We start from the raw sequence: 26277 nt of genomic DNA on the forward strand, positions 1-26277 counted from the left end.
GCTGCTCGCGTGGGGCGATGCGGTGCGCCTTCGGCTTACCGCATCCTACGAGTGTCGTCGCGTGTGGAGCATCGCGCGCCGCGACGCTATCGATACGCGCGTTCGCGTTCGGTCTGCAGGCGCTGGCGCAGGTACTCGTCGCGGGTCAGGCCGCCCGGGATCTTGCTCAGCGCCGCCACTTCGGCGACCACCTGGGCCTCGCGCTGCTTGTAGGACTGGAAGCGCGGGTCGTTGCGTTGCTGGGCCAGCCACTGCGCGTTGCGCTGGTCGGCGATGGCGCGGTAGCGCGTCGCCATGGCTTCGACCTGACGCATCTGCTCGGCCTGGTCGGGCACGGTGGCCTGGATCAGGGCCACGCGCAGCAGCATGGTTTCGCCGGCCGACAGTTCGCCGGCGCGCTCGTATGCGTCGACGTCTTGTTCCAGCGCCTGGGCCTGGCGCATGCGTTCGGCCGCGCTTAGTGCGGCGGCGTCGCGGAAGTAGCGCTGCGCCTGGTCGCGAAAGTGTTGCCGATCGCGGTAGGCACGCGCTTGCGGCGTGGCCAGCAGCGCGGCTTGCCTGGCGTCGGTCGGGCTGGCCTGCGCGCCCGCGACGGCGGCGACGCTCGCGCGCGCCTCGCGCGAGCGCGCCACCAGCACCGCCGCGGCCAGGGCCGCGACGGCGAGGGCGATCAACAACAGCTTGGTGCGGCTCATACGCGCGGCCGCGCCTTAGCCCAGCAGCTGGTCGACCAGCCAGTACAGCAGGTTGAACGGCTTGGCGCGGTCGGCCTGGTCGTTGGCTTCGCTGGCGTCGACGACCTTGCCGTTGCCGTCGAGCACGCTGTCGATGAACTGCTTCAGCTGCAGGTTCTGCGCCTGCACGTCGCCGTTCTTGAAATCGACGATGGTGGTGCAATGGCTTTCGTTGAGCGCGCGGTACTGCGGGAAATAGCCGCCGAAGTTGTCCAAGGTGTTGAGGCGCGCGGACAGGCGCTGGGTGTCGGTGCCCCACTTGGCGTGGATCAGCGCTTCCTTGGCGGCCTGGTTCGGCGCGGCCTGGATATCGGCGTGGAAACGCTCGTAGGAATACGAGGAGTAGTTGAGGTCCTGCCAGAAATGGGTGGCGCCCAGGCGATCGCCGCCGTGCTTGTTGGCGAGCGCGGGATACAGCGATCCCAGTTCGTTGAGATCCAACTGCGGCAGGCCGCTGGCGAGGTAGGCGAGCGGGCCGTTGGGCGCGTCCAGGCCCCAGGCGCCGCGGATGTGCGCCATCAGCGGTTGCGAGGGATATTGCGCGGGATCGCCGTTGCGCGGGGTCGGGAAGATCGGGCCGGAATCGTCGATCAGGAAGCTGCGTGTGGGCGCGAGGTCGCGACGCAGCGGGTCGTAGTTGATCAGGCTGCCCGCGCCGCCGGCGCTGCAGCCGGTGCTGAGCATCTGGCCCGGACGCGGCAGGTTGTCCTTCAACCAGGCCACCACCGCGCGCGAGTTGCGCAGGCCGTTGTGGTGCCACACCAGCGGCGGGGCCTGATTGCTGGGATCGTTGTAGACCGCGACCTTGTCGCCGCCGTAGATGTCGCCCGTGCAATAGGGCACGTAGACCATGTTCCAGTTCTGGGTCTTGACCGCATCGAAGGGGCTGACGCGGGTCACGAACGGGCTCACCAGGCTGGCGCCGGGATTGAGCAAGCTCATGTAGTCGTCGGGAATGCCGTTGGGATTGCGCGCGCCGCGGATGCCGCTTTGGCCCGAGCAACTGGCGTAGTCCCAGCACGCGCCGCCGCCTTCCATGTAGATGATGGTGTTGGTGGTGTTGGGCACTCGGTTGACGAAGATCTTGTACGGCGAGCCGTCGCCGCAGACCGCGCCGGTCTCGGCCGGCAGTTGCACGGTCTGCCATTGGTAGTAGGCGCCGGGGCTGAAGCCGTCGGCCTTGGCCGCATCCTTGCTCAGCAGCGGGTACTGGCCCTGGCGCTGGGCCGGCTGCACCGGGTTGTTGGCGCGCGGCGGCGAGACCAGGTTGCCCAGGGTCTGGAAGAAACCGTAGTCGCCTTCTTCGGCCAACAGCGGCGGGCTGGCCAGCGCGATCGCGCCTCCCAGCAGGACGACGGCGACGGAACGGGTATTGGCCATGGCCTAGCTCTCCTTTGCGTGCGATGTGTGCGGGCGGTGCCCGCGCGACGCGACGTGTTCTCGGTCCCCCCGGTCCGATGCCGTCGCGGCAGCCCCCTGTCCATACTGCTGCGTCTGGATATCGCCGCGAGCGCGGCACCGTCAATGCGTATCGCGCGCACACGGCCGATTGGCCGCAAACGCAGCCCTGCGTGTCCGTTTATGCCCGGAATCCGGTCACGGAACCGGGGCATGGGCGGCTGCGATTCTTGCGCCGCAGCATGGCGCTGCGGCGATGCGGGGCCTATTCGCCCGGTGCCGCCGCTTCGCTGGCCGCGTTGGAGGCCGCGCGCCGCGCCAGCACCGCCTCGCGGTGGGCGATGTAGGCGTTGGAGGCCAGGATGATACTGGCGCCGATCACGGTCCAGCGGTCGATGGATTCGCCGAACCACAGCCAGCCGGCCACCGCGACCAGCGGCAGCTGCATGAAGCTGATCGGGGTCAGCGCCGAGACCTCGCCGAGTTTGAGTGCGTGCGTCCACAGCACCTGACCGCCGGTGCCGAGCACGCCGGCGGCGACCACCCACACCCACATCACGCCCTGCGGCCATTCCCACACGAACAACGCGGGCAGCAGCGACATCGGCACCCAGAACAGATAGGTGTACAGCACGATCGTGTTGGCCGAATCGACCCGCGACAGCTGCTTGATCTGGATCGCGACCACGCCGCTGAGCACCGCCGCCAGCAGGGCGATCAGGGTGCCGGCGGTGAAGTCGGCCGAACCCGGGCGCACGATCACCAGCACGCCGACGAAGCCCAGCGCGACCGCGGCCCAGCGCCGCGCGCGCACCTGTTCGCCCAGGAACAGCACCGCGGCGATGGTCACGAACAACGGGGTGGAATACGACAGCGAAATCGCCTGCGCCAGCGGCAGGTGGCCGATCGCCCAGAACCCGGCCAGCATCGAGCAGATGCCGATCGCGCAACGCACGAAATAGCGCGGCAGCTGCTGGGTGCGCAGGGCGGCGCGGTTGGCGCCGGCCAGCAGCGGCAGCACCGCGAGCAGGCCGAAGAAGTTGCGGAAGAACGCGATCTCGAAGGTGTGCAGCTCGGCCGAGGCGATCCGGATCACGATCGCCATCGCGCCGAAGCACAGCGTGCTGGCCAGCATGTAGGCCGCCGCGCGCATCGGTTGCGACAGCGGGGCGCTCACCAGCGTGCGCCGATCAGGCGCGGCTCGGGTTCGATCGCGACGCCGAAGCGGGCCCGCACCGAGTCGGCGATGCGGCGCGCCAGATCCAGCAGCTGCGCGCCGCTGGCCTGGCCGTGGTTGACCAACACCAGCGCGTGCGAGGCGGCCACGCCGGCGTCGCCGTCGCGGTAGCCCTTCCAGCCGCAGGCGTCGATCAGCCAGCCCGCCGACAGCTTGCGGCTGTCCTCGTCGGCGCCGCGGAACACCGGCAGCGCGGCGTGTTCGGCCAGCAGCGCCTCGGCCTGCGCGCGCGGCACGATCGGATTCTTGAAGAAGCTGCCGGCGTTGCCGAGCACGGCCGGGTCGGGCAGCTTGCGGCGCCGGATCGCGATCACCGCCTCGGCGACCGTGCGCGGCGTTGGTGCGTCCACGCCCATCGCCGCCAGTTCCTCGCCCAAGCCGGCGTAGTCCAGCTTGAGCGCGGGCGTGCGCGGCAGCGCGAACTCGACCGCGGTCACCAGGTAACGGTCGGGCGCGTGCTTGAACAGGCTGTCGCGATAGGCGAAGCGGCAGGCGGCGGCGTCGAAGCGGTGCAGGGTGGCGGTGGCCGGTTCATAGGCTTCGACCGCGTACACGAAGTCGCGCACCTCCACGCCGTAGGCGCCGATGTTCTGGATCGGCGCGGCGCCGACCGTGCCCGGGATCAGGGCCAGGTTCTCGAGGCCGGCGTAGCCGGCTTCCAGTGTGCGCATCACGAAGCCGTGCCAGGGCACGCCGGCGTCGGCGCGCAGGATCGCGCCGTCGCCCGTGGGCGCCTCGCCCAGCACCTGCACGCGCTCGCCGGTCAGGGCCAGCACCGGGCCGGCGGGATCGCCGGCGAACAACAGATTGCTGCCGCCGCCCAGGATCAGGGCGATGCCGCCCTGCAGTTCGGGCAGGCGCAGGACCTCGTCCAGGCGCGCGGCGTCGGCGACTTCGGCCAGCACCGGCGCGGTCGCGGCCACGCCGAAGGTGTTGCGTCGGGTCAGCGCGGCCTCGCGCAGGAGGCGGACGGCGTCGCTCATGCCGGCGGGACGTTGCCGCGGCTCGGGGCTTCCTTGCGGCGACGCATCGCTTCCACGCATTCGTTGACCAGCGCCGGCCCGCGATAGACCAGGCCGGTGTAGCACTGCACCAGGGCCGCGCCCGCGGCCATCTTGGTTACCGCGTCGGCGCCGGACAGGATGCCGCCCACGCCGATCATCGGGATCGATTCGGGCAGGCGCGTGCGCAGCATGCGCAGCACGGTGGTCGACTGGCCCATCAGCGGGCGTCCGGACAGGCCACCCACCTCGGTCGCGCGCGGCGAGCCTTCGACGGCGATGCGCGAGACGGTGGTGTTGGTGGCGATCACGCCGTCGACCTGCAATTCGCTGAGCACGCGCGCGGCGGCCTCGATGTCGTGATCGGACAGGTCGGGCGCGATCTTGACCAACATCGGCACGCGCTTGCCGTGCAGGCCGGCATATTTCTCCTGCGCCTCGCGCAGGGTGCCGATCAGGCGGCGCAGGGATTGCTCTTCCTGCAGCTCGCGCAGGCCGGCGGTGTTGGGCGAGGAGATGTTGACCGTGATGTAGTCGGCCAGCGGATACACCCGCTCCAGACACAGCAGGTAATCGTCCTCGGCCGACTCGTTCGGGGTGTCCTTGTTCTTGCCGATGTTGATGCCGAGCAGGCCGTGGCGGCGCTGGGCGCGCTCGACGTTGCGGACCAGGGCATCGACGCCCTCGTTGTTGAAGCCCAGCCGGTTGATCACCGCCTCGTGCTCGGGCAGGCGGAACATGCGCGGCTTGGGATTGCCTTCCTGCGGCCGCGGCGTGACCGTGCCGACCTCGACGAAGCCGAAACCCAGCGCGAGCAGGGCGTCGATATGCGCGCCGTTCTTGTCCAGGCCGGCGGCCAGGCCGACCGGATTGGGGAAGGTCAGGCCGAAGGCCTTGGTCGGAAACGGCTTGGGCCGTGTGGTCAGCAGCGGGTTGAGGCCGGTGCGATAAGCCGTTTCCAGCGCCGTGAGGCCAAGGCCATGCGCTCGTTCGGCATCCAGTCCGAAGAGAAAGGGGCGGGCGAGGCTGTACACGGGATCGCAGGCGTCCGCTGTAGAACGAATACGCATTATCGCCTATGCGGCGCTCATCAGGCGAGCGCGGATCGTCCGCGGGGGCGCCGGACGCGTCCCGCCGCGGCCTATCCCACTACGCCGCAGCAGAGGAAAAACACCACGAAACCAGCGCTGGAAACAGGGTCAGCAGCACCGGATAGCCCCGCCACAGGGCGGCCGCGGCCAGGCCGCCGCCAGCCGGCTCCTCGCGGCGACGGATCGCCGCGCGCGCCTTATGCCCGCAGATCACCGCCAGCAGGGCGACGAACTGCGCGGGCAGCACGCGACCCAGGTGTTCGTGGAGCTGGGCGGTGGCGAGCCAGGTCCAGACCGCCAGGGCCCAGGCCAGGGCCGCCAGGGCCTGGCCGATCAGCGGCCAGGCGCCGACGTCTTCGAGTTCGGGACGGTTCACGGCGCGGTCCCGGTACCGACCCACGACAGCGGCCGCGTTGCGACAGCTCGCTCAGCCGGCGACCCGGCCGCTGCGCAGGGCCCGCGCCCAATCCGCGCGTCCGTTGCGCAGCGCCAGCGCGGCCGCGGCTTCGTGGTCGTAATCCACCGCGATGAGCTCCGCCTGCCAACGCCCGCTGGCGTCGTCGACGATGGCGTAGCGGGCGCGCGGGTCGCCGACCTCCATGTCGTGCGGGCTGGGGTGTTCGCTGTGATAGGCCTGCAAACCGACGCTGCCGGGATTCAAAAGCAGGCGGCCGTCGTCGAGGCGGGTGGCGCGCGGGATGTGGGTGTGGCCGCACAGGATCAGCGCGTGCTGGATGTCGCCCGCGCGCTGCCGCGCCTCGTCCTGGTTCGCCGCGCGCGGACCGCCGTCGTCCAGATGTTCGAGGAAGTATTCGAGATCGTCGCGCGGCGTGCCGTGGCAGAGGTAGACGGACTCGCTCAGGGCCAGCGTCGCCGGCAGCGAGGCGATCCAGGCCAGTTGGTCCTCGCGTAAGACGTCGCGCGCGTACGCGTCGGACTCGCCCATGCGCGCGCGCGGCGTGTCCAGCAGCTGGCGTTCGTGGTTGCCGCGGATGGTGGGCAGGTCCAGGCCGATCAGCAGATCGGCGGTGGCCACCGGTTGCAGCGGGCCGGACAGGATGTCGCCGAGATTGACGGTGAGATCGCAGGCGCGCGCGCGGATGTCGGACAGGACCGCGCTGAGCGCATCCAGATTGCCGTGGATATCGGAGACGACGGCGATACGCATCGCGTGCTCCCGCAGCGGGCCCGCCTGGGCAGGCCCGCTTGTTTACGGTTGCGACCTCAGAGGTCGAACTTGATGCCCTGGGCCAGCGGCAACGCGTCGGAGTAGTTGATGGTGTTGGTCTGGCGGCGCATGTAGGCGCGCCACGCATCCGAACCCGACTCGCGACCGCCGCCGGTTTCCTTCTCGCCGCCGAACGCGCCGCCGATCTCGGCGCCGGAGGTGCCGATGTTGACGTTGGCGATGCCGCAATCCGAACCGGCCGCCGACAGGAAGGCCTCGGCCGCCTTGAGGTTGGCGGTGAAGATCGACGAGGACAGGCCCTGCGGCACGTCGTTCTGCAGCGCGATGGCTTCATCGAGCGTCTTGAACTTCATCACGTACAGGATCGGCGCGAAGGTTTCGGTCTGCACGACTTCGGCGTCGTTGGTCAGGCCGGTGACGATGGTCGGCAGCACGAAGTTGCCGGGGCGCTCGATCGCCGCGCCGCCGGTGGCGACGGTGCCGCCGCTGGCCTTGGCCTTCTCGACCGCGTCCAGATACGCCTGCACGGCATCGCGGCTGTTGAGCGGGCCCATCAGGTTGGTCGGGTCGGTCGGGTCGCCGATCTTCTTCTCGACCTGCTTGAACGCCGCGACCAGCTTGGCCAGCACGTCGTCGTGGATGGACTCGTGCACGAACAAGCGACGCGTGGTGGTGCAGCGCTGGCCGGCGGTGCCGACCGCGCCGAACGCGATCGCCGGGATCGCCAGCTTCAGGTCGGCGCTGGCGTCGACGATGATGGCGTTATTGCCGCCCAGTTCCAGCAGCGAACGGCCCATGCGGCGCGCGACGCGCTCGCCGACGTGGCGGCCGACCTTGGTCGAACCGGTGAAGCTGATCAGGCCGATGCGCTTGTCGTCGACGAAGTTCGACGCCAGCTCGGTGCCGGCGTCGTTGAACAGGAAGAAGATGTCCGGGAAGCCGCCGGCGCGTAGCGCTTCGTTGCAGATCTTCATCGAGGCCACCGCCGACAGCGGGGTCTTGGGCGAGGGCTTCCAGATCGTGATGTCGCCGCAGATCGCCGCGATGAACGAATTCCAGGCCCACACCGCGACCGGGAAGTTGAAGGCCGAGATCACGCCGACGATGCCCAGCGGATGCCACTGCTCGTACATGCGGTGACCGGGACGCTCGGAGTGCATGGTCAGGCCGTACAACTGGCGCGACAGACCGACGGCGAAGTCGCCGATGTCGATCATTTCCTGCACTTCGCCGTCGCCTTCCGGCTTGGACTTGCCCATCTCCAGCGCGACCAGCGAACCCAGCGCGTCCTTATGCTTGCGCAGCGCGTCGGCGCACAGGCGGATGGCTTCGCCGCGGCGCGGGGCCGGAGTGGTCCGCCACACCGCGAACGCGGCCTGGGCGCGCTCGACGATGGTGTCGTAGTCGCTCTGCGAGGACGCCTGCACGCGCGCCAGCACTTCGCCGTCGGTGGGGTTGATCGATTCCAGCACGCCCGCGTCGCGCGTCGCGGCCCATTCGCCGTGGCCGAGATAGGTGCCGGACTCCAGGTCTTTCAGGCCTAGGGCGGTCAAAACTGCGTGCGTCATCGAAAAAACTCCGGAGTCAAAAGCATTGAAAAATCCGCACATGGATGTGCGGGATTGCGTACATGGATGTGCGATCCATTTGGCGACCCCGACACGATTCGAACGTGTGACCTTCCCCTTAGGAGGGGGATGCTCTATCCAGCTGAGCTACGGGGCCGTGCAATGAAATCAATCGCTTGCGTGGCTTGGCGCCCCGTGTGGCAGACCGGGTGAGGCGACTAAAGCCGGCGAATCAATCCGCCAATTGTACTCGGCCCAGCGCGAGCGCCGCCATGTTCGCCGCGCCGTCTTGGCGGGGCGGCGCCTCACCGAACGCTCACATTCGCCTCGAACCGCCCGATTACTCTGGCCATGACCGTTGCGCCGTACGCGGCGTCGAACGAGCTTCCGCCTGCGCCACGGTCGCGTCATCGCGGTATTTCCGACATGGATAAAGGAGCTTCACGCATGCGTATCGATCCCAACTGCAATCGATGGATGTTCCAGGGCGGCGTCGCGGCCGCTCTGGCCCTGGCCGCCACGGGCGCTTGCGCCCAGTCCGACGCCCAGGTCTACGAAGCGGCGATCGCCGAAGCCGCGCGGCTGTGCCCGGGGCATTCCAAGGAACGCACCACGCCCGGCGTGCGCGCGGTTCCGGTGGGCGCATTGCGGGTGCTGGCCCAGCGCAGCTACATCCTGTGCCCGGATCGCCGCCTGGACGCCGCCACTCCCGCGGTCTGGTACGGCGCGGCCGGCGTGTTCGCCTGGAACCCCGACGCCAAGGGCGCGGCCAAGCTGATCGCGGCCAAGGTCGATGCGATGACGCGCAAGGAGGAGTTCCCAGCGCAAACCCTGGTCTGGAAAGCCGACGGCAGCCCGGTCACCGGCGCGGCCGTGCCCATGTTCGAGCGCCGTCCGCTGCCGGCGGGCGCATCCTACTGATGCCGACCGGGGCCGCCGCTGCGGCCCGACAGGCGTCGATCGGCCCCCGGCCGATCCGATGACGCCGCGGCGCGCACGCCTGCGCGCGCCGCCCCGGGGCCCGTCCGGCCCCGATCCTGCCCGCTGAGCGCCTCGTCGCCGGCTCCGTCCCTGGGGGGGCGTGGCCGCTCATCCCTGTGACTACCGTTGATGACCTTAATTGTGCCGTTAAGCGGGAGTCAGGACACACGGGCGATCGAGGTCGTCCGGGGGGAATCAGGGAGATGTAGCACCGACGCCGCGCCCACGGCAGCGCAGCGTGGCTAGCGTGGACGCGCTGAATTCCAGGGGTTTGGCGTGTTCGCGTCGGTTGGGGAGCGGGCGTTGCGACGCCCGGCGTCGCCGCGGCGACGCCCCCGCGCCGAGGGGGCGGCCCTGCCGCCCGACCGGCCCGGTCCAGCCGGCTACCCGATCCCGGGGATTGCCCCCTAAGCGACGACATGCAATCTTTGCGCGGGGAAATTGTGCGCACTGTCACACACTAAAGTGTGCCGTGAGTACACACATTTTGCGGACGCGTCGATGCGATCCGTACTAGGGGGCGGTAATGAATCGTTGTGCAGGCAAGGCGTTAAACGCCGGTGTGCCGGTGTCCGCTTGCGCTGATCCGCTGACGCGGATGGCGCGCAAATCCATGGCGTTTTTGGGGGCGGTGCTGCTGACGGGCCTGGCCCTGATCGGCCCGGCGCGGGCGCAAAGCTGTGCGGTCGGGGAGACCCCGGCGGCGTTCGGCTTCACCGGCGGCGAGCAAACCCTCGCGGTGCCGGCCGGCGTGCATTCGCTGACCGTCTACCTCAGTGGCGCCCAGGGCGGCGCCGGTCGCAGCGGCGCCGGCAGCATCGGCGGCAGCCCGAATTCTCCGGGCGGCACCGGCGGTCTGGGCGGACGCGTGCGCGGCACCCTGGCGGTCACGCCGGGCGTGATCTTGTCGATCTGGGTCGGCGGACAGGCCTCGCAGGCGGTCAATCCCGGCGGCCTCGGCCAAGGCGTGGACGGCATCGGCGGCGGCGCCACCGATCTGCGCGTGGGCGGCAACGGCGTCGGCAACCGCGTCGGCATCGCCGGCGGCGGCGGTGGCGGCGGCAATGCGGGCTGGAGCACGTCCAACGTGATCGCCGGCGGCGCCGGCGGCGTGGGCGGCGGCGGTGTCGGCGGCGCGGGCGCGGACGTGCCCGGCGGTCCCGGTCCGTTCGGCGGCGGCGGCGGTTCGGTCGGCACCGGCGGTGCGGCCGGCGGCGGCTGCGGCGGCTTCCCGGCGACCGCGGGCGACGCGGCCAACGGCAACGGCGGCGATTCCTTCAATTTCTCCGGTTCCTTCACCGGCGCCGGCTACGGCGGCGGCGGTGGCGGCGGCGCCACGATCGGTGCGGGCGGCGGCGGTGCCGGCGTCGGCACCACCGGCTGCCAGCAGAACTGGAACGGCGGCGGCGGCGGCGGCGCGGGCGGCAGCTCGGGCGCGACCGGCCTGACCGCGGTCACCATCAACAACGGCGTGCAGGCCGGCAACGGCGCGGCGCTGATCTGTTTCGCGCCGACCCAGTTCGCGGTCGGCGGCCCGGCCAGCGGCCAGACCGGCGCGGTCACCCTGCAGCTCAGCGCGACCAATCCGGTCAGCACGCAGCAGGTGGTGGTGGCGCAGGCCGCCAACAGCTATGTCTTCCCGACCCGTTTGCCGAGCGGCGCGAACTGGACCATCAGCGTGCTTTCGCCTCCGGCGGGGCAGTTGTGCAGCGTTACCCCGAGCAGCGGCAACGCGATCGCCGCCGACGTGACCAGCGCAGCGTTGGTCTGCACCACGGTGACCACGACGGTCGCGCCGGCGACCTTGCCCAATCCGGTCTACAACGTCGCGTACTCGCAAACCATCACCGCCAGCAGCGCCAACGGCGGCACCGCGCCGTACACGTTCTCGTTGAGCGCCGGGGCCTTGCCCACGGGGCTGAGCCTGAGCGCGGCGGGCGCGTTGTCCGGTACGCCCACCGCTACCGGCACCTACAACTTCACGGTCCAGGCCACGTCCAGCAACGGTTTCAGCGGCACCCGCGCGTACAGCCTGACGGTAGCCACGGTCGCGCAGGCGATCACCGCGTTCGTCGCCAACCCCGCCGCGCCGACGTATACGCCGGGCGGCACCTTCACGGTTTCGGCCAGCGGCGGCGCGTCCGGCAATCCGGTGGTATTCGCCAGCACCACGCCGGCGGTGTGCACCTTGGCCGGCAGCACGGTGACGATGCAGAGCGCGGGCAGCTGCGCGCTGACCGCCAACCAGGCCGGCAACGCCAACTACAGCGCGGCGCCGCAGGCTACTTTGAACGTCAACATCGCGGCCGCGACGCAGACGATCACCGGCTTCGCCGCCAACCCGGCGTCGCCGGTGTACGCCTCCGGCGGCACCTTCACGCTCTCGGCCAGCGGCGGCGCGTCCGGCAATCCGGTCGTGTTCGCCAGCACCACGCCGGCGGTGTGCACCGTCGCGGGCAGCATGGTGACGATGCAGAGCGCGGGCAACTGCGCGCTGACCGCCGACCAGGCCGGCAACGTCAACTACAGCGCCGCGCCGCAAGTGGCTTTGAACGTGAACATCTCGGCTGCGACGCAGACGATCACCGGCTTCGCCGCCAACCCGGCCGCGCCGACGTATGCGCCGGGCGGCACGTTCACGGTCTCCGCCAGCGGCGGCGCCTCGACCAGCCCGGTGGTGTTCGCCAGCACCACGCCAGCGGTGTGCACGGTCAGCGGCAGCACGGTCAGCATGCTCGGCGGCGGTACCTGCTCGCTCACCGCCAATCAGGCCGGCGACGCCAACTACAGCGCCGCGCCGCAGGTCGGTTTGAACGTGACGATCGCCGCGGCGACCCAGGCCATCACCGGTTTCGCCGCCAATCCGGCCGCGCCGGTGTACGCGCCCAACGGCACGTTCGCGCTCTCCGCCAACGGCGGCGGCTCGGGCAACCCGGTGGTGTTCGCCAGCACCACGCCGGCGGTCTGCACCGTCGCCGGCGGCACCGCGACGATGGTGTCCGCGGGCACCTGTTCGCTCACCGCCGACCAGGCCGGCAACGCCAGCTATAGCGCGGCGCCGCAGGTCAGCTTGAACGTGACGATCGCGGCGGCCCCGCAGACGATCAGCAACTTCACCGCCAACCCGGCCGCGCCGACCTACGCGCCCAACGGCACTTTCTCGGTCTCCGCCAGCGGCGGCGCCTCGGGCAATCCGGTGGTGTTCGCCAGCACCACGCCGGCGGTGTGCAGCGTCGCCGGCAGCGTGGTGACCATGTTGGCCGCGGGCAACTGCGTGCTGACCGCCAATCAGGCCGGCAATACGAGCTACACCGCCGCCGCGCAGGTCACGCGCACCGTCACCATCGGCGCCGCGACGCCGGTGCTGAGCTGGATCGGCAACGTGGTCAAGACCGTGGGCGAGCCCGCGTTCGATCTGCCCAATCCGACCAGCAGCAACCCCAGCGGCGCCTTCACCTTCACCAGCAGCAACACCGCGGTGGCGACGGTGAGCGGACGCCGGGTCACCATCGTCGGTCCCGGCACGGCCACCCTGGTCGCGACCCAGGCGGCGACGGCGAACTATGTGCAGGCCTCGGTCAGCACCGGTCTGTCGGTCACCGCGCGTCCCGACCCGACCCGCGATCCGGGCGTGGTCGGTCTGCTGCAGGCCCAGGTCGATACCAGCGTGCGCTTCGCGATGGCGCAGCAGTCCAACATCCGCGATCGCCTGCGTCAGCTGCGCCACGGCAGCGGCAACCGTTCCAGCAACGGCTTGAGCTTGAACGTGGCCAGCGGCCGCAATAACAGCCTGACCTTGCCGGCCGCGCAGCTGGTGTCCGACGATGCGCTGCGCCTGCCGCCGGGTTGGGGCGTGTGGACCGCGGGTACCGTGACCGCCGGCGACCGCGAGGGCCGCAGCGGCAGCGAGGGTTACAACTTCCGCAGCGACGGCATCACGGTCGGCGCCGACTGGCGCATCAACGAGCAGTTCCTGTTCGGCGTGGCTGGCGGTTTTGCCTGGAACGACACCGACCTGACCCGTTCGAGCTCGCGCCTGGATGCCGATCAGCGCTCGCTGTCGGTGTACGGCCTGTGGCGCCACGGCGAGCACCTGTTCGTCGACGGCACCCTGGGCTGGGGCCGCCTGGGCTTCGACATCAAGCGCTGGAGCGATCCGGCCGCCGCGATGGGCACCGCCGAACGCGACGGCAGCCAGTCCTTCGGCGCGTTGACCGTGGGCTACGAGCGCACCGGCGATCGCATGACCCTGACCAGCTACGGCCGCTTCGACGCCAGCCGCACGCGTCTGGATGCGTACCGCGAGTTCGGCCTGGGCATCTACGACCTGGCCTACAGCTCGCAGACCGTGAAGAACAACGGTCTGGCCGTGGGCCTGGAAGGCAGCTACCTGGTGCAGGGCGCGAAGGGCCTGTTCCGGCCCTACTGGATGCTCGAGTACCGCGACGCGATCAGCAACAACAGCAACGTCGATCTGAACTACGTGGTGATGCCGGTCGCGAACGACTACACGCTCGGCCTGCGCAGCTACGGCAACAACGCGCTGATGTACGGCGGCGGCGTGGACCTGGATATCGCCAGCGGCTGGAAGCTGTCGGTGCTGCTGCGTCGCGAGCACGCCTCGGGCCAGGACCCCAGCACCAGCTTCGGCCTGCTGCTGTCGTTCAACCCGCGCGCGCAACCGATGTCGGCGATGGCGCCGGATCTGAGCGACGAAGCCCAGGCCACCGCCAAGACCGGCGACTGAGGCCGGTCACGGCCGGCGCCGCAGGGCGCCGGTCGCGGGCGGATCGCCAACGCTGCATGCAACGGGCCCGCTGGCGGATGCGCCATGCGGGCCTGTCGTTTTATCGGCCGTCGATCATACGACCGCGGCCGGCTCGCCGGCTTCCGGCCCGGCTTCCGCCTCGCGCTGCTGCAGCATCCACATCTGCGCGTACACGCCGCCGCGACGCAGCAGTTCGCCGTGTTCGCCGCGTTCGACGATGCGGCCGGCGTCCATGACCAGGATCTGGTCGGCGTCCATCACCGTCGACAACCGGTGCGCGATCACCAGGGTGGTGCGGCCCACGCTGATCCGGTCCAGCTCGGCCTGGATCGCGCGCTCGGACTTGGAGTCCAGCGCCGAGGTGGCTTCGTCGAAGATCAGGATCGAGGGGTTCTTGAGCAGGGCGCGCGCGATCGCCACGCGCTGCTTCTCGCCGCCGGACAGCTTCAGGCCGCGTTCGCCGACCGGGGTGTCGTAGCCGTCGGGCAGAGCGGCGATGAAGTCGTGGATGTGCGCCGCGCGCGCGGCCGCTTCGACTTCCGCGCGCTCGGCTTCGGGGCGGCCGTAGCGGATGTTGTAGTAGATGCTGTCGTTGAACAGCACCGTGTCCTGCGGCACGATCGCGATCGCGCCGCGCAGCGAGGACTGGGTCAGTTCGCGCAAGTCGTGGCCGTCGATGCTGATGCGGCCGCTGTCGACGTCGTAGAAGCGGTACAGCAGGCGCGCCAGGGTCGACTTGCCCGAGCCCGAGTGCCCGACCACCGCCACCGTGCCGCCGGAGGCGATCTCGAAATCGATGCCGCGCAGGATCTCGCGGCGCGGATCGTAGCCGAAATGCACCTGCTCGAAGCGCACGCGCGGCCGGCTCGGCGCCAGCGCCACCGCGCCGGGCGCATCGCGCACGTCGTGGCGCTCGTCCAGCAAGCCGAACAATCGCTCCATGTTGGTCAGCGACTGCTTCACTTCGCGGTACATCATGCCCAGCATGTTCAGCGGCGCCGACAGCTGCAGCAGGTAGGCGTTGACCAGCACCAGGTCGCCCACCGTGAGTTCGCCCGCGACCACGCCGCTCGCGGCCAGCCACATCATCGCGGTCACGCCGATGGCGACGATCGCGCTCTGGCCCAGGTTGAGGATCGCCAGGGTCTTGGTCGACTTGACCCGCGCGTTCTCCAGCGAGCGCAGGTTGTCGTCGTAGCGCGCGGCTTCGTGGGCCTCGTTGTTGAAGTACTTGACGGTCTCGTAGTTGAGCAGCGAATCCACCGCGCGTTCGTTGGCGCGGGTGTCGGCCTCGACCGCGGCGCGGTAGTAGCGCGTGCGCCACTCGGTGACCGCGAACGTCCAGGCGCCGTAGGCGACCAAAGTGACCAGGGTCACGCAGGCGAAGCGCCAGTCGTAGGTCCAGACCAGCACCGCGGTGACCAGGCTGACTTCCAGGATCACCGGCACGATCGAGTACAGGGTCCAGTCGAGCAGGTCAGTGATCGCGGTGCCGCCGCGTTCGACGTCGCGGGCGACGCCGCCAGTGCGGCGACCGAGGTGGAACTTCAGGCTCAGCCCATGCAGGTGGCGGAACACGCGCAGGGTGACTTCGCGCGAGGTCCGCGCCATCACCCGCGCGAACACGATCTGGCGCAGCTCGCCGAACAGGGTGGTGCCGACGCGCGCCGCGCCGTAGGCGACCAGCAGGCCGACCGGCAGCACCAGCAGGCTGGGGGCGACGTTCAAACCATCGACGATGCGCTTGAGCACCATCGGTACGGCCAGGTTCAACAGCTTGGCGGCCAGCACCATGCCCAGCGCGATCAGAATGCGGCCCAGATACGGGCGCAGGTAGGGCAGCAGTTCGGCGACGACCGAGTAGTCGCCGCGCGAGCCGGCGGCGCGTGCGACCGGCACGACCTCCGTGTCGACGGGGGCAGGGGTGTTCATGCAGAAACCGGTGGGGGAATGGCGTGGAGGATAGGACCTCAAGGCCGCTTGAGGTCAAGTCGCGGTGGGCGCGGACACGGCGTTCAGCGCAGGCGCAGGGCCCCGCGTACCCGCGATTCGCGCGCCTCGCGCACGGGGGCGACGCGAGGCGCGGGCGGCAGTGGCGCCGATGTCGGCGTGGGCTTGGGCGCGCCGCTCAGGCCGGCCGGCGGATCGGCCGGCGGGATCAGCGGCTGCGAGCCGTTCATCGGCAGCGGGCCGAACACCTCGGGATTGAGCAGGCCGAAGGCGTCGCGGCAATCCAGCAAGGGATAACTGCGCCCGCTGGCCGGGTCCTGGATGCGCGTGCGCGACAGGCTCATCGCGTCCATGCGCTGGGCCACCGTGCTGGCCGGCGCCGCCTGTTTCAGCGCGATCGCGCAGGCGCAGGCCTGCGGCGCCGCTTGCGAGGTGCCGCCGAAGGTGGAGCTGCCGCCGTTGATGCCGGCCGCGGTCACGAACGCGCTGGCGCCGAACAGATCGGTGCTGGCGCTGCGGTTGGCGAAGCAGGTCGGCTGCAAGGGCGCGGTCGAGGTTTCGCTGCAGCCCAGATAAGTGATCGCGCCGCCGTGGAAGTCCCAGGTCGCACCGGTGGACACCGCGTTGCGCACGCAAGCCGGTGCGGCCATCGCGTTGAGGCTGCCCTGGTTGCCGCTGGACACCGTGACCACTGCGCCCTGGGCGTTGAGGTTACCGATCGCCACCGCCATCGCCTGGGTCCAGGCGGTGGCGCTGTCGCAGTCGCCGGCGAACTGCGCATCGGTGCCCAGGCTGAGGTTCACCGCGTCGACGTCGGGATGATTGGCCGCGACCCAGTCCAGCGCGGCGACGATGTCGGCGCTGCAGCAGAAGCGGTTGTTGCGATCCAGCACCTTGACCGCGACCAAGCTCACCTGCGGCAAGGCGCCGCGCGGCGCGACCGTACCGTTGCCGCCGATGATGCCGGCGACGTTGGTGCCGTGGCCGTGATCGTCCTCGGCCGCACCGGCACCGCTCTGGCTGGCGCCGCCGTTCGGGCAGCAACCGCCGCCGACACCGCAGAAGCAGGCCTGGCCGACGATGCGGCTGGCGAAATCGGGGTGGTCGCTGTCGATGCCGGTGTCGATCACCGCGACCTTCATGCCGGCGCCGGAATACCCGGCGCCCGCGACTTCGTGCAGGTTGTTGAGGGCCAGCGCGTTGTCCGGGGCGAGCGCGCCGCCGGAGCCGCCGACGTCCAGATCCACCCGCGCCACGCGCGGGTCGCGCGCCAGCGCGGCCAGGGTCGCGGCGTCGGCGCGCAGGGCGAAACCGGGCACGCGCTGGTAGCGGCGCAGCACGCGGCTCTGCGCGTGCCGCGGCAGCGCCGCCAGCACTGCGTCCACGTCCGGGCGGACCTGCGGATGCAACCGCGCCGCCGAGGCGCCGCGTGCGGCGGGCGCGGCGGCGGAGGTTTTCAGCAGCACGAACACCGGCGCCTCGCCCTGGGCCTGCGCACGCGCCAGCGCGGCCGCGGCCACCTTGGGCGTCTGCGCCAGCGCCGGCCAGGCGATCAGGCACCACAACACGAGGACGCAACGCAGAGAGAAGGGCATGGCGGCTGTCCGATACCGGGCACGGCAGCGGTCAGCGTACTGCGTTCTCCGCGCAAGGCATGCGGCGGCGCAGCGCGCGCGCCTGGCCGGGCGCGCGGCCGTCGTTGCGGGCGGCTAGCGCTCGCCCACCGCCCGCAGCGGCGCCATCGGCCCGAGTTCGTCGGCCATCGCGCGCAGGGTTTCGATCGCCAGGCGCCGGCTCTCGTCGGCCACGCGCACGCGCCGACGGCGACCGTCGCTGATCACCGCCAGCCAGCCCTGATGTTCCAGCTGCGCCACGTACTGCGAGGCCAGCGACACGCTGCAGCCGAGCAGGCTGGACAGGTCGCCGATGCTGAGCCCCGGCGCGCTGGCGGCGTAGAACAGGATCTGGCCGCGCTTGGGATTGCCGAAGGCGTCGGTCAGGGCCGAGGCCAGGGCCGCGGTGCGTTCAGTCGCGGCGGCGGCGTGGGCGGTGATGCCGCGGCCGCGCCCGCCGCTCGACGCAGAGGCGCTGTCGGGCAGGGCCTGCAGGGGCCAGGTGCCGGTCAGATTCATCGCGGCAGCCAGCGGCCGGCGAAGCTGCCCAGGCTGCGCGCCATCGACCGCCACGAGCGCGCCGGCCCGATCACGCTGGGCTGCGGCAGCAGCGCGGCGAGCACGCGCTGGGCGGCGCGGCCTTCGTCGACCGCGCGCGTCAGCAGGCCGCGTTCGTAGTCGGCCAGCGCGGCCGCGATCGAGTCGCGATGGCGCGGCGAGGTCAGCGCCTGCGCGAGTTCCCGTGCGTCCTGCAGCTCGCCGTTCTTGCGGTCGTTCAGCAGCATCGGCGCCATGCGCGCGGACGCGCCCAACAAGGTCATCGCGCCGCGTTCGGCCCAGGCGCGGTCGGGCGCGCTGGTCAGCAGCGCGCGCGCGGCGAAGCGCGGTTCGGCGGCGTCGATCAGGCGCAGGAACTTGGGATCCCAATGCGCGAGTTGTTGCCGCAGCAGCCCGCGCGCCTGCGCCGAATCGTTCCAGTCCACGCCGCGCAGCGACCAGTCGCGCGGCACCCGCAGGGCGATGCGCAGGTCCATGCCGCGCTGGCTGTTGCGCTGCGCGATCAGGGCCGCGTCGGCGTCGCGCACCGCCAGCCGGTCCTGGTCCAGCCACAGGGCGATGCGCGGCACCCGCAGTTCCGGCAGCGGCACCTGGGCCTCGACCAGGGTCACGCCGGAATAGCGCAGGCCGCTGGGCGTCGCATACGGACGCAGCAGCGAGCAGGCGCCGTCGGCGCCGATCACCAGGTCGGCGCTGCCGCGCGCGCCGTTGGCGAAGTTCAGGCGCTGGCTGCCGTCGGGCGCGCTGGTCAGGGAGGTGAAGCGCCGACCCCAGATCACGCTGCCGGGTTCCAGGCTGTTCAACAGCAGGTCGCGCAGCAGGCCGTACTCGATCCGCCATTGCGACAAGGCGCGCACCGGCAGGGCGCGGTCGCGCTGGCGCCGGCCCTGGGCGTCGACCAGGCGCGTGTAGGCGCGCTCGCGCTCGCAGCAGCGCTCGAACAACGGGCCCAGTTCGGCCGCGCGCAGGGCCTTGAGCGCCGGTTCTCGGTCGATCGCCAGGGTGCGTCGGTACCAGGCCGGGTCGCTGGCGCTGCGCGCCTCGTGGACCTCGACCTCGACGCCCTGGCGCTGCAGCAACCGGGCCAGGCACAGGCCGCCCAGGCTGGCCCCGACCACCGCCACCTTGCGCCCGCGCAGCGGGTGGCGGGCCTGGGCGGCGGCGCGCGGCGCCGCGTGGGACTGGCCAAGGGGCGCGGCATCGGCCGGGATGGCGCGGCGCGAAGCGGGGGAGAGCTGCAACGTCGAAGAAGACATGCGCGGCATTCGGACCGTGGGGGCGGCGACCCTTGAATCCTAGGCAGCGCGCGCCCCCGGGCGATTTCGGCTATCCATCGTTTTGTTTCACTGTGTTACAGAGCATGGGCCGCCCCCGGCCTTCGTTTAACCTGCGCCCCATGGGATCCGCCTACGCCAGCGCCGCACCTACCGTATTGGTCGTCGACGACGACGACACCATCCGTTCCATGCTCGCGCGCTTCCTCGGCGACCACGGCATGCGCGTGCTCGAGGCCGGCGACGGCGTCGGCATGGCCGAGCGCATGGCCGCCGAACCGGTCAGTGTGGTGCTGCTGGACGTGATGATGCCCGGCGACGACGGCTTCACCCTGTGCCGCAAGCTGCGCAGCAGCAGCCAGGTGCCGGTGATCCTGCTGACTGCGATGAACGGCGACACCGACCGCGTGGTCGGGCTGGAGCTGGGCGCGGACGACTACATCGCCAAGCCCTTCAATCCGCGCGAGCTGCTGGCGCGCATCCGCGCCCTGCTGCGCCGCGCCGATGCCGACTGGCGCGGCGCCGCGCGCGGCGGTTCCGAGTACGCCTTCATGGGCTGGAAGCTCAACGCCCGCCACCGCAGCCTGGTTTCGCCGCAGGGCGCGCTCACCGATCTGACCAGCGGCGAGTTCGACCTGCTGCTGGCGTTCCTGGAACACCCGCAACGCGTGCTCTCGCGCGATCAACTGATCGACCTGGTCAAGGGCCGCGTGCTCACGCCCTACGACCGCAGCATCGACGTCCAGATCAGTCGCCTGCGGCGCAAGATCGAGGACAGTCCGCAGCGCCCGAACCTGATCAAGACCGTGCGCAACGAAGGCTATATCTTCGCCGCCGACGTCAGCGTCGCCGGCGAGGCGCGCGCGCGGTGAGGCTGGGCCTATGAAAGCGCGCCTGTCCCTGTCGCGGATGCGGCTGGCGCCGCGGATCGCGATCGTGGTGCTGTCGACCATGGCCATGACCTTGCTGATCGATATCGCGATCGGCATGGCCCTGCGTTCGGCCGGCCCGACCCTGGTCGACGAGCAATCGCTGGTGGAGCAGGCGCTGGACGTGCGGGCGATGATCGCCGCGCTGCCGAAGGGTCAGCGCGCGGCCGCGGCCGAGGAAGCCACGCACCGGCGCAAGCTCGAGTTCGCCTTGCTGCCGCCCAGCGACGACCGCCACGGTCCGCCGCTGTCGGGCCTGATCGAGGGCATGCGCCGGCGCCTGGTCGAAAACCCCGACACCAGCGGCGGCGCCTACGCGGTGTCGATGAACGTGCTGCCCGACGAACACGGCGGCGGCGTGCGCCAGGTGACCGTGGTGGTGCCGCGCCAGGGCGCCGAGCGCGGCGAGATTCTGTCGGTGGCCGCGCGCCCGGCGGCCGGCCTGGTCACCATCGCCGCGCTGCCCAGCACAGGCGTGGTCGCGCCGGTGCCGACCTTGCCGGCCGGCAGCGAAGACGCGTCCGAATTCGCGCCGGCGCCGCTGGAGCGGCAGGGCGTGGTCGCGCTGCGGCCGCGCATGCCCGACGATACCGAGCCGGCCTGGGCGCCGCCGTTGCCGCAGACCCAGCCGCGTGTGACCGCCTTGCGCGACCCCGCCGGCGTGGCCTTGCCGCCGAACATCGCACTGCGCCGCGTCGACGCGGCGCCCGCGACCACGCCGATGGGACGGCTCGGCATGGTCCTGGGTGCGGTCGTGGGGCCGCCGTTCCTGGACGGCCTGCGCGCGGAGGAGGCGCTGCCGCGCATGTCGGTGGCGATCGAGTTGCCCGATGGCGGTTGGTTGCTGGCCAGTCCCGGCCGGCCGAGTCCGCGCTGGCTGCACCATCTGTTCAAGCTCAGCGGCATGGCCCTGCTGATCGTCGCGGTCGCGGGGCTGTCGGTATGGACCGCGCGCAGTTTTCTGCAGCCGCTGACCAAGCTGTCGCAGGCCGCCGAGCGCCTGGGGCGCGAGCGCGAGCCGACCCCGATCGAGGGCATGACCATCCCCGAGTACGCCGCGATCGCGCACAAGTTCAACGAAATGCAGGTGCGGCTGAAGCGTTTCGTCGACGATCGCACCCAGCAACTGGCTGCGATCTCGCACGATCTGCGCACGCCGCTCACGCGCATGCGCCTGTACGCCGAATACGTCGACGACGGCCACCGCGAGCGCCTGCTGGCCGAGATCGCGCAAATGGAGACCATGATCTCCGGCTGCCTGGCCTTCGCCGGCGAGGACGCCAGCCTGGAGCCGCATCAGACCGTCGATCTGGCCTCGCTGCTGATCAGTCTGTGCGACGACGTCGCCGACGCCGGCGGCGACGCGCTCTACGACGGTCCCGATCACGCCTATCTGCCCTGCCAGCCGATCGCGATGCGGCGCGCCTTCGCCAATCTGATCGACAACGGCTGCCGCTACGGCGACCGCGTGCGGGTCTCGCTGCAGGAAACCGAGCAGGCCCTGCGCGTAACCGTGGTCGACGCCGGGCCCGGCATTCCGCCCGAACAGTACGAACATGCGTTCGCGCCGTTCCGGCGCTTGGACGACGCGCGCGCGCGCCACGCCGGCGGCTCCGGCCTGGGCCTGTCTATCGCGCGCAGCGTGATCCGCGGCCACGGCGGCGACATCGCGCTCGCGCCGGGCGTGCAGGGCGGCCTGCAGGTGCGCGTGGAACTGCCCAGGCCAGGCTGAGCGGCGACATCGCGATGTCGGCCGCGATACGCGATGTTGCGGATCGTGTCTTCAGCGCGTTCGCAATCGCGCATGAACCTGTGCGCAATCCATACGCGACATGAACGCGATCTCGATCGTTCGAATCAATTCGAACCGTGCGCAAGCGCGCATCGCAACACTCGACGGCGTCGCGACACCACAGCGCGACGGTACGCGCCACGCAGCCGATCGCGCTACGCACGCGTAAACGAACCACGGGCCGGATCGCCCTTCCACCTCACCGCAGGCGCAGCTCGCCCGCGCCGTCGGCGCGCGCGCCGGCGTCCTGCGCCCGATGCCGCGCGATGCGGCCAGGCCGACAGGGGCAGCGACGATGCAAAGCGAATACCACCACTACGGCAGCCAGGAAGGCTGGGAAAGCGTCGAATCCGGTCAGCTGATCGACAGCGACCGGGCGCCGTCAAACGACGGCTTCCAACTCTATCTGGTGCGCGATTTCGGCAGCGTGCGCGTGTCCGGAACCTCGCCTTCGTACTGGTTGCAGCTGCGCGGGCGCTCGCAGATCGAGAGCCGCGAGGGGCGTTTCGCCCTGAGTCGCAATCAATGGATCGCGTTCGATCGCGACAGCGCGCCGCGCATCGACACAGAGCGTCGCGGCCTGGTCATCGGCTTCAGCTGCAAGCCCGCGCTGATGCGCGAGATCGAACGCCACACGCGCATCGACCTGATTCCCGGCGAGGGCCGCGTCGACGCCGCCCAGCGACGCGCGCTGGTCCGCCTGTGGCGACGCAGCGCGACCGCCGCCTCCGGCCAGGGGCTGACCAACGAGCGCCTGGCCGCGTTCCGCATGCTGCTGGCCTATGTGCACGAAACCCAGCACGAGCTCGACGAATTGCTGGAGCGCTGCCCGGGCCGCCGTCGCGCGCGTCAACGCCAGGTGCTGGGACGTCTGCAGCGCGCGCGTTTGTACCTGCGCGGAAACGCGCATCGGGTGGTGCTGATGGACGAGCTCGCGCAGCTCACCAGCTTTTCGACCTGGTGGATCTCCAAGACCTTCCACGCCGTGTACGGCGTCACCGTGCAGTCCGCCTGCGTGAACCAGCGCGTGCAACAGGCCTGCGAATTGCTGCGCGAAAGCCGTTTGTCGATAGGCGAGGTCAGCCACGCCTGCGGCTTCGATTCGCCGTGCAGCTTCGCGCGTACGTTCCGGGCGCGTATGGGCTGCACCGCCAGCGAATATCGCAGCCTGCAAGCCAGCGGCCAGAAATCCGCAAGCCCCGCGCCCGTATTGCGCACCCAGCTAAGACTCGCCGCGCCGTAGTTTGGCCTGCGTTTAACGCGCCTGTAACAAGACGCGAAACGCAACCACCACTACGAGGGGACTTGTCTAGATGAAGCAGTACGCCACCACCTCCGCCGCGCGCCGCGCGCGGCTGCCGCTGGAAATCGCCATCGCGCTGGCGGTCGTCGCGCCGGTCGCGCAGGCTCAGGACGCGGCCGCCGCGCTCGACGAGAAGGCGCCGACCGAAATCGATCGCATCCAGGTCACCGGCTCTCGCATCAAGCGCGCCGACATCGAGACCTCGCAGCCGATCTTCACCCTGACCCGCGCCGAGATCGACAAGCAGGGCGTGACCTCGGTCGCCGACGTGCTGCAACGCATCTCGACCAACGGCGCCGCGCTCAACACCACGTTCAACAACGGCGGCGACGGCTCGGCCGGCATCAGCCTGCGCAACCTCGGCAGCGGCCGCACCCTGGTGCTGGTCAACGGCCGCCGCTGGACCACCCAGCTCGACGGCACCGTCGACCTCAATACCATCCCGGCTTCGATCATCGAGCGCGTGGAAGTGTTGAAGGACGGTGCCTCGACCATCTACGGCTCCGACGCCATCGCCGGCGTGGTCAACATCATCACCCGCAGCAATTTCGAGGGCGCCGAGGCCGGCGCCTACATTGGCCAGTTCGGCCAGGGCGACGGCATGCGCCAGGCCTACGACTTCTCGCTGGGCGTGAGCAACGATCGCTCCTCGCTGTTGATCGGCGGTTCCTACGTCAAGGAAGAGCAGGTCATGGCCGGCGATCGCAAGATCTCGTCCGGTGGCGCGCCGTTCTTCGGCGGCCAGAGCAATACCGGCTTTCCGGGCTCGTTCGTCGACCCGCGCGACAACAAGCGCTACGTGCTGGGCAACAACAACAGCTTCGTGCCGTTCAGCTCCAACACGCACGGCTACAACACCGCCCCGGACAACTACCTGCTGACCCCGCAGGAGCGCAAGTCGCTGTTCGCGCAGGGCACCTTCGACATCGCCGATAACCTGACTTTCCGCGTCGAGACCCTGTACAACCAGCGCCTGTCCGAGCAGTTGCTCGCGGCCATGCCGGTCACCGGCCTGACCCTGAACAAGGACAGCATCTACAACCCGACCAAGGGCACCGCCGGCGCGCGCGACCTGATCAGCGTGAGCCGCCGCTTCCAGGAATCGGGTGGCCGCTCGTTCAACCAGGACGTCAAGAACTTCCACTTCTACGGCGGCCTGGAAGGCTACTTCAACTTCGGCGAGCGCACCTTCGACTGGGACGTGGGCTACCGCTACGACCGCAGCGACGAGAACACCCTGACCTACGGTCTGTTCAACCTGGCCGCGCTGCGCAACGCCTACGGCCCGTCCTTCGTCGACGGTGGCGGCGTCGCCCGCTGCGGTACGCCCACGGCGGTGATCGCCGGCTGCGTGCCGATCAATCCGCTCGGTGGCCTGGGTTCGATCAGCAAGGAAGCGCTGGACTACGTGTCCTTCACCGCCCACGACTCGCGCAAGGTCGAGTCCAAGAGCTACACCGCCAACATCAGCGGCGAGCTGTTCGACCTGCCGGCCGGTCCGCTGGGCTTCGCCGCGGGCTACGAGCACCGCACCGAGAGCGGCCAGTTCGATCCGGACGCCTTCATCGCCGCCGGCCTGAGCACCGGCAACGGCAGCAAGCCGACCCGCGGCGACTACTCGCTGGACGATCTCTACGCCGAGTTCGCGGTGCCGGTGCTGGCCGACCTGCCGTTCGCCAAGCTGCTGGATTTCTCGATCGCCACGCGCTATTCGGACTACAGCAACTTCGGCGACACCCTGAACAGCAAGTTCGGTTTCCGCTGGAAGCCGTTCGACGATCTGCTGATCCGCGGCAACTGGTCGGAAGGCTTCCGCGCGCCCAGCATCACCAACCTCTACGCCGGCGACGCCGACACCTTCGTCAGCTACGCCGATCCCTGTTCCAGCCACTCGGGCAAGCGCAGCGATCCGGCCGTGGCCGCGCGCTGCGCCGCCGACGGCGTGCCTAACGGTTACACCCAGTCCGGCAGCGGCTCGTCGCGACAGACCGTGGAGCCGTTCACCAACAAGTCCAACCCGGACCTGCAGCCGGAGACCTCGATCAGCAAGACCCTGGGCTTCGTCTACAGCCCGAGCTGGCTGCAGGGCTTCGACATCGCGGTGGACTGGTACCGGATCACCATCGAGAACGCGATCACGCGGCCGACCGCGCAGTTCGTGCTCGACAAGTGCTACTCCGGCACGCCCGGCGAGCGCGCGGTGTACTGCGCCCTGTTCAAGCGCGACAACGCCTATCCGGGCAACCCCGGCACCATCACCGACATGGACCTGCCGCTGTTGAACCTGGCCGAGTACGAGGTCGAGGGCTACGACGTCACCGTCAACTACCGTCTGCCGGAAACCGCCTACGGCAAGTTCTCGGTCACCTGGGACACCAGCTACACCGCCAACTGGGAAGCCAAGACCACCAAGGACTCCAAGCCCGAGCAACGCCAAGGCCTGTACCTGCCGCAGGATCCGTACTGGCGCATCAAGTCCAACCTGTACCTGGATTGGAGCAAGGGCGACTTCGGCGCGACCTGGGGCATGCGCTACAAGTCGGGCATCGACGAGACCTGCCCGGCGGCGTTCAAGGCCTACTGCTCCAGCCCGCAGACGCTGGAGAACCACCTGGGCGCGGTCACGTACCACGACCTCCAGTTCCGCTACAACACGCCCTGGAACGCGACCGTCTCGATCGGCGCCAACAACGTGTTCGCGAAGGACCCGCCGCTGGCCCTGACCGCGCCGTACAACCAGTTCGACCAGCAGTACGACGTGCCGGGCCGGTTCTACTACATGCAGTACCGCCAGCGCTTCTGAGCGAGGCGGGCGCACGCCCGCCAGGATCGCCGCGGCCGTTACGGCCGCGGCGGATCGATGCGACACGACCCCGGTACCGACGGTGCCG

Annotated in this window: 18 protein-coding genes and 1 tRNA gene; 6 read left to right on the forward strand and 13 right to left on the reverse strand. The window is 70.2% G+C overall.

The window, feature by feature from the left end:
• Positions 1 to 86: 86 nt before the first annotated feature.
• The 9 genes from ASD69_RS02480 to ASD69_RS02520 all read right to left on the reverse strand — a co-directional run bounded on the left by ASD69_RS02480 (position 87) and on the right by ASD69_RS02520 (position 8375).
• On the reverse strand, positions 87 to 695 hold the full coding sequence (locus tag ASD69_RS02480) for a hypothetical protein (RefSeq protein WP_082576220.1): 609 nt from the start codon (positions 693 to 695) through the stop codon (positions 87 to 89).
• 15 nt (positions 696 to 710) lie between these two features.
• Positions 711 to 2114, reverse strand: a complete 1404-nt coding sequence (locus tag ASD69_RS02485; protein WP_056173568.1) for a pectin acetylesterase-family hydrolase — start codon at positions 2112 to 2114, stop codon at positions 711 to 713.
• Between the two features lie 283 nt (positions 2115 to 2397).
• The gene (locus tag ASD69_RS02490; RefSeq protein WP_056176425.1) at positions 2398 to 3285 is read right to left on the reverse strand and encodes a DMT family transporter; all 888 of its coding nucleotides are present in this window, start codon (positions 3283 to 3285) and stop codon (positions 2398 to 2400) included.
• A gap of 20 nt (positions 3286 to 3305) precedes the next feature.
• Complete coding sequence (gene murB / locus ASD69_RS02495; RefSeq protein WP_056173570.1) at positions 3306 to 4352, reverse strand: UDP-N-acetylmuramate dehydrogenase; 1047 nt, start codon at positions 4350 to 4352, stop codon at positions 3306 to 3308.
• Positions 4349 to 5404, reverse strand: a complete 1056-nt coding sequence (locus tag ASD69_RS02500; protein WP_056173573.1) for a quinone-dependent dihydroorotate dehydrogenase — start codon at positions 5402 to 5404, stop codon at positions 4349 to 4351. Before ASD69_RS02500 ends, murB begins: the two co-directional genes overlap by 4 nt.
• A 115-nt stretch (positions 5405 to 5519) precedes the next feature.
• A complete protein-coding gene (locus ASD69_RS02505; protein ID WP_056173576.1) occupies positions 5520 to 5837 on the reverse strand; it encodes a hypothetical protein in 318 nt (105 codons plus the stop codon).
• A gap of 51 nt (positions 5838 to 5888) precedes the next feature.
• The gene (locus ASD69_RS02510) at positions 5889 to 6629 is read right to left on the reverse strand and encodes a metallophosphoesterase family protein (RefSeq protein WP_056173579.1); all 741 of its coding nucleotides are present in this window, start codon (positions 6627 to 6629) and stop codon (positions 5889 to 5891) included.
• A gap of 56 nt (positions 6630 to 6685) precedes the next feature.
• Positions 6686 to 8218, reverse strand: a complete 1533-nt coding sequence (locus ASD69_RS02515) for an aldehyde dehydrogenase family protein (protein ID WP_056173582.1) — start codon at positions 8216 to 8218, stop codon at positions 6686 to 6688.
• Positions 8219 to 8298: 80 nt separating this feature from the next.
• Positions 8299 to 8375, reverse strand: a tRNA-Arg gene (locus tag ASD69_RS02520).
• A gap of 290 nt (positions 8376 to 8665) precedes the next feature.
• Between ASD69_RS02520 and ASD69_RS02525 the strand changes: the two genes are divergently transcribed.
• Entirely contained in the window at positions 8666 to 9139 is a 474-nt protein-coding gene (locus ASD69_RS02525; protein WP_235567130.1) for a hypothetical protein, read from the forward strand.
• Between the two features lie 673 nt (positions 9140 to 9812).
• Positions 9813 to 13946 (forward strand): autotransporter domain-containing protein, encoded by a 4134-nt coding sequence (locus ASD69_RS02530; RefSeq protein ID WP_157498920.1) that lies wholly within the window; start codon positions 9813 to 9815, stop codon positions 13944 to 13946.
• Positions 13947 to 14060: 114 nt separating this feature from the next.
• On the opposite strand, the gene ASD69_RS02535 is transcribed toward ASD69_RS02530, so the two are convergent.
• From ASD69_RS02535 to ASD69_RS02550, 4 genes are all read right to left on the reverse strand, one after another.
• Positions 14061 to 15899 (reverse strand): ABC transporter ATP-binding protein/permease, encoded by a 1839-nt coding sequence (locus tag ASD69_RS02535; protein WP_056173590.1) that lies wholly within the window; start codon positions 15897 to 15899, stop codon positions 14061 to 14063.
• An 83-nt stretch (positions 15900 to 15982) separates the two neighbouring features.
• Positions 15983 to 17512, reverse strand: a complete 1530-nt coding sequence (locus ASD69_RS02540; protein ID WP_056173593.1) for a S8 family serine peptidase — start codon at positions 17510 to 17512, stop codon at positions 15983 to 15985.
• 114 nt (positions 17513 to 17626) lie between these two features.
• A complete protein-coding gene (locus ASD69_RS02545; RefSeq protein WP_056173598.1) occupies positions 17627 to 18049 on the reverse strand; it encodes a winged helix-turn-helix domain-containing protein in 423 nt (140 codons plus the stop codon).
• The gene (locus ASD69_RS02550) at positions 18046 to 19344 is read right to left on the reverse strand and encodes an FAD-dependent monooxygenase (protein ID WP_162250601.1); all 1299 of its coding nucleotides are present in this window, start codon (positions 19342 to 19344) and stop codon (positions 18046 to 18048) included. The genes ASD69_RS02545 and ASD69_RS02550 overlap by 4 nt, the downstream gene beginning before the upstream one ends.
• A gap of 140 nt (positions 19345 to 19484) precedes the next feature.
• On the opposite strand from ASD69_RS02550, the gene ASD69_RS02555 reads away from it, so the two are divergent.
• The 4 genes from ASD69_RS02555 (at position 19485) to ASD69_RS02570 (ending at position 26189) form a co-directional block, all read left to right on the forward strand.
• Positions 19485 to 20234: a response regulator gene (locus ASD69_RS02555; RefSeq protein WP_056173603.1), complete on the forward strand. Its 750-nt coding sequence runs from the start codon at positions 19485 to 19487 to the stop codon at positions 20232 to 20234.
• Between the two features lie 10 nt (positions 20235 to 20244).
• Positions 20245 to 22023: an ATP-binding protein gene (locus tag ASD69_RS02560; protein ID WP_056173606.1), complete on the forward strand. Its 1779-nt coding sequence runs from the start codon at positions 20245 to 20247 to the stop codon at positions 22021 to 22023.
• 355 nt (positions 22024 to 22378) lie between these two features.
• On the forward strand, positions 22379 to 23326 hold the full coding sequence (locus ASD69_RS02565; protein ID WP_056173611.1) for an AraC family transcriptional regulator: 948 nt from the start codon (positions 22379 to 22381) through the stop codon (positions 23324 to 23326).
• Positions 23327 to 23396: 70 nt separating this feature from the next.
• Positions 23397 to 26189 (forward strand): TonB-dependent receptor, encoded by a 2793-nt coding sequence (locus ASD69_RS02570; RefSeq protein WP_056173614.1) that lies wholly within the window; start codon positions 23397 to 23399, stop codon positions 26187 to 26189.
• The last annotated feature ends 88 nt before the right edge of the window (positions 26190 to 26277 follow it).

This window comes from Lysobacter sp. Root604, assembly GCF_001427505.1.
Classification (GTDB): Bacteria; Pseudomonadota; Gammaproteobacteria; order Xanthomonadales; family Xanthomonadaceae; genus Lysobacter.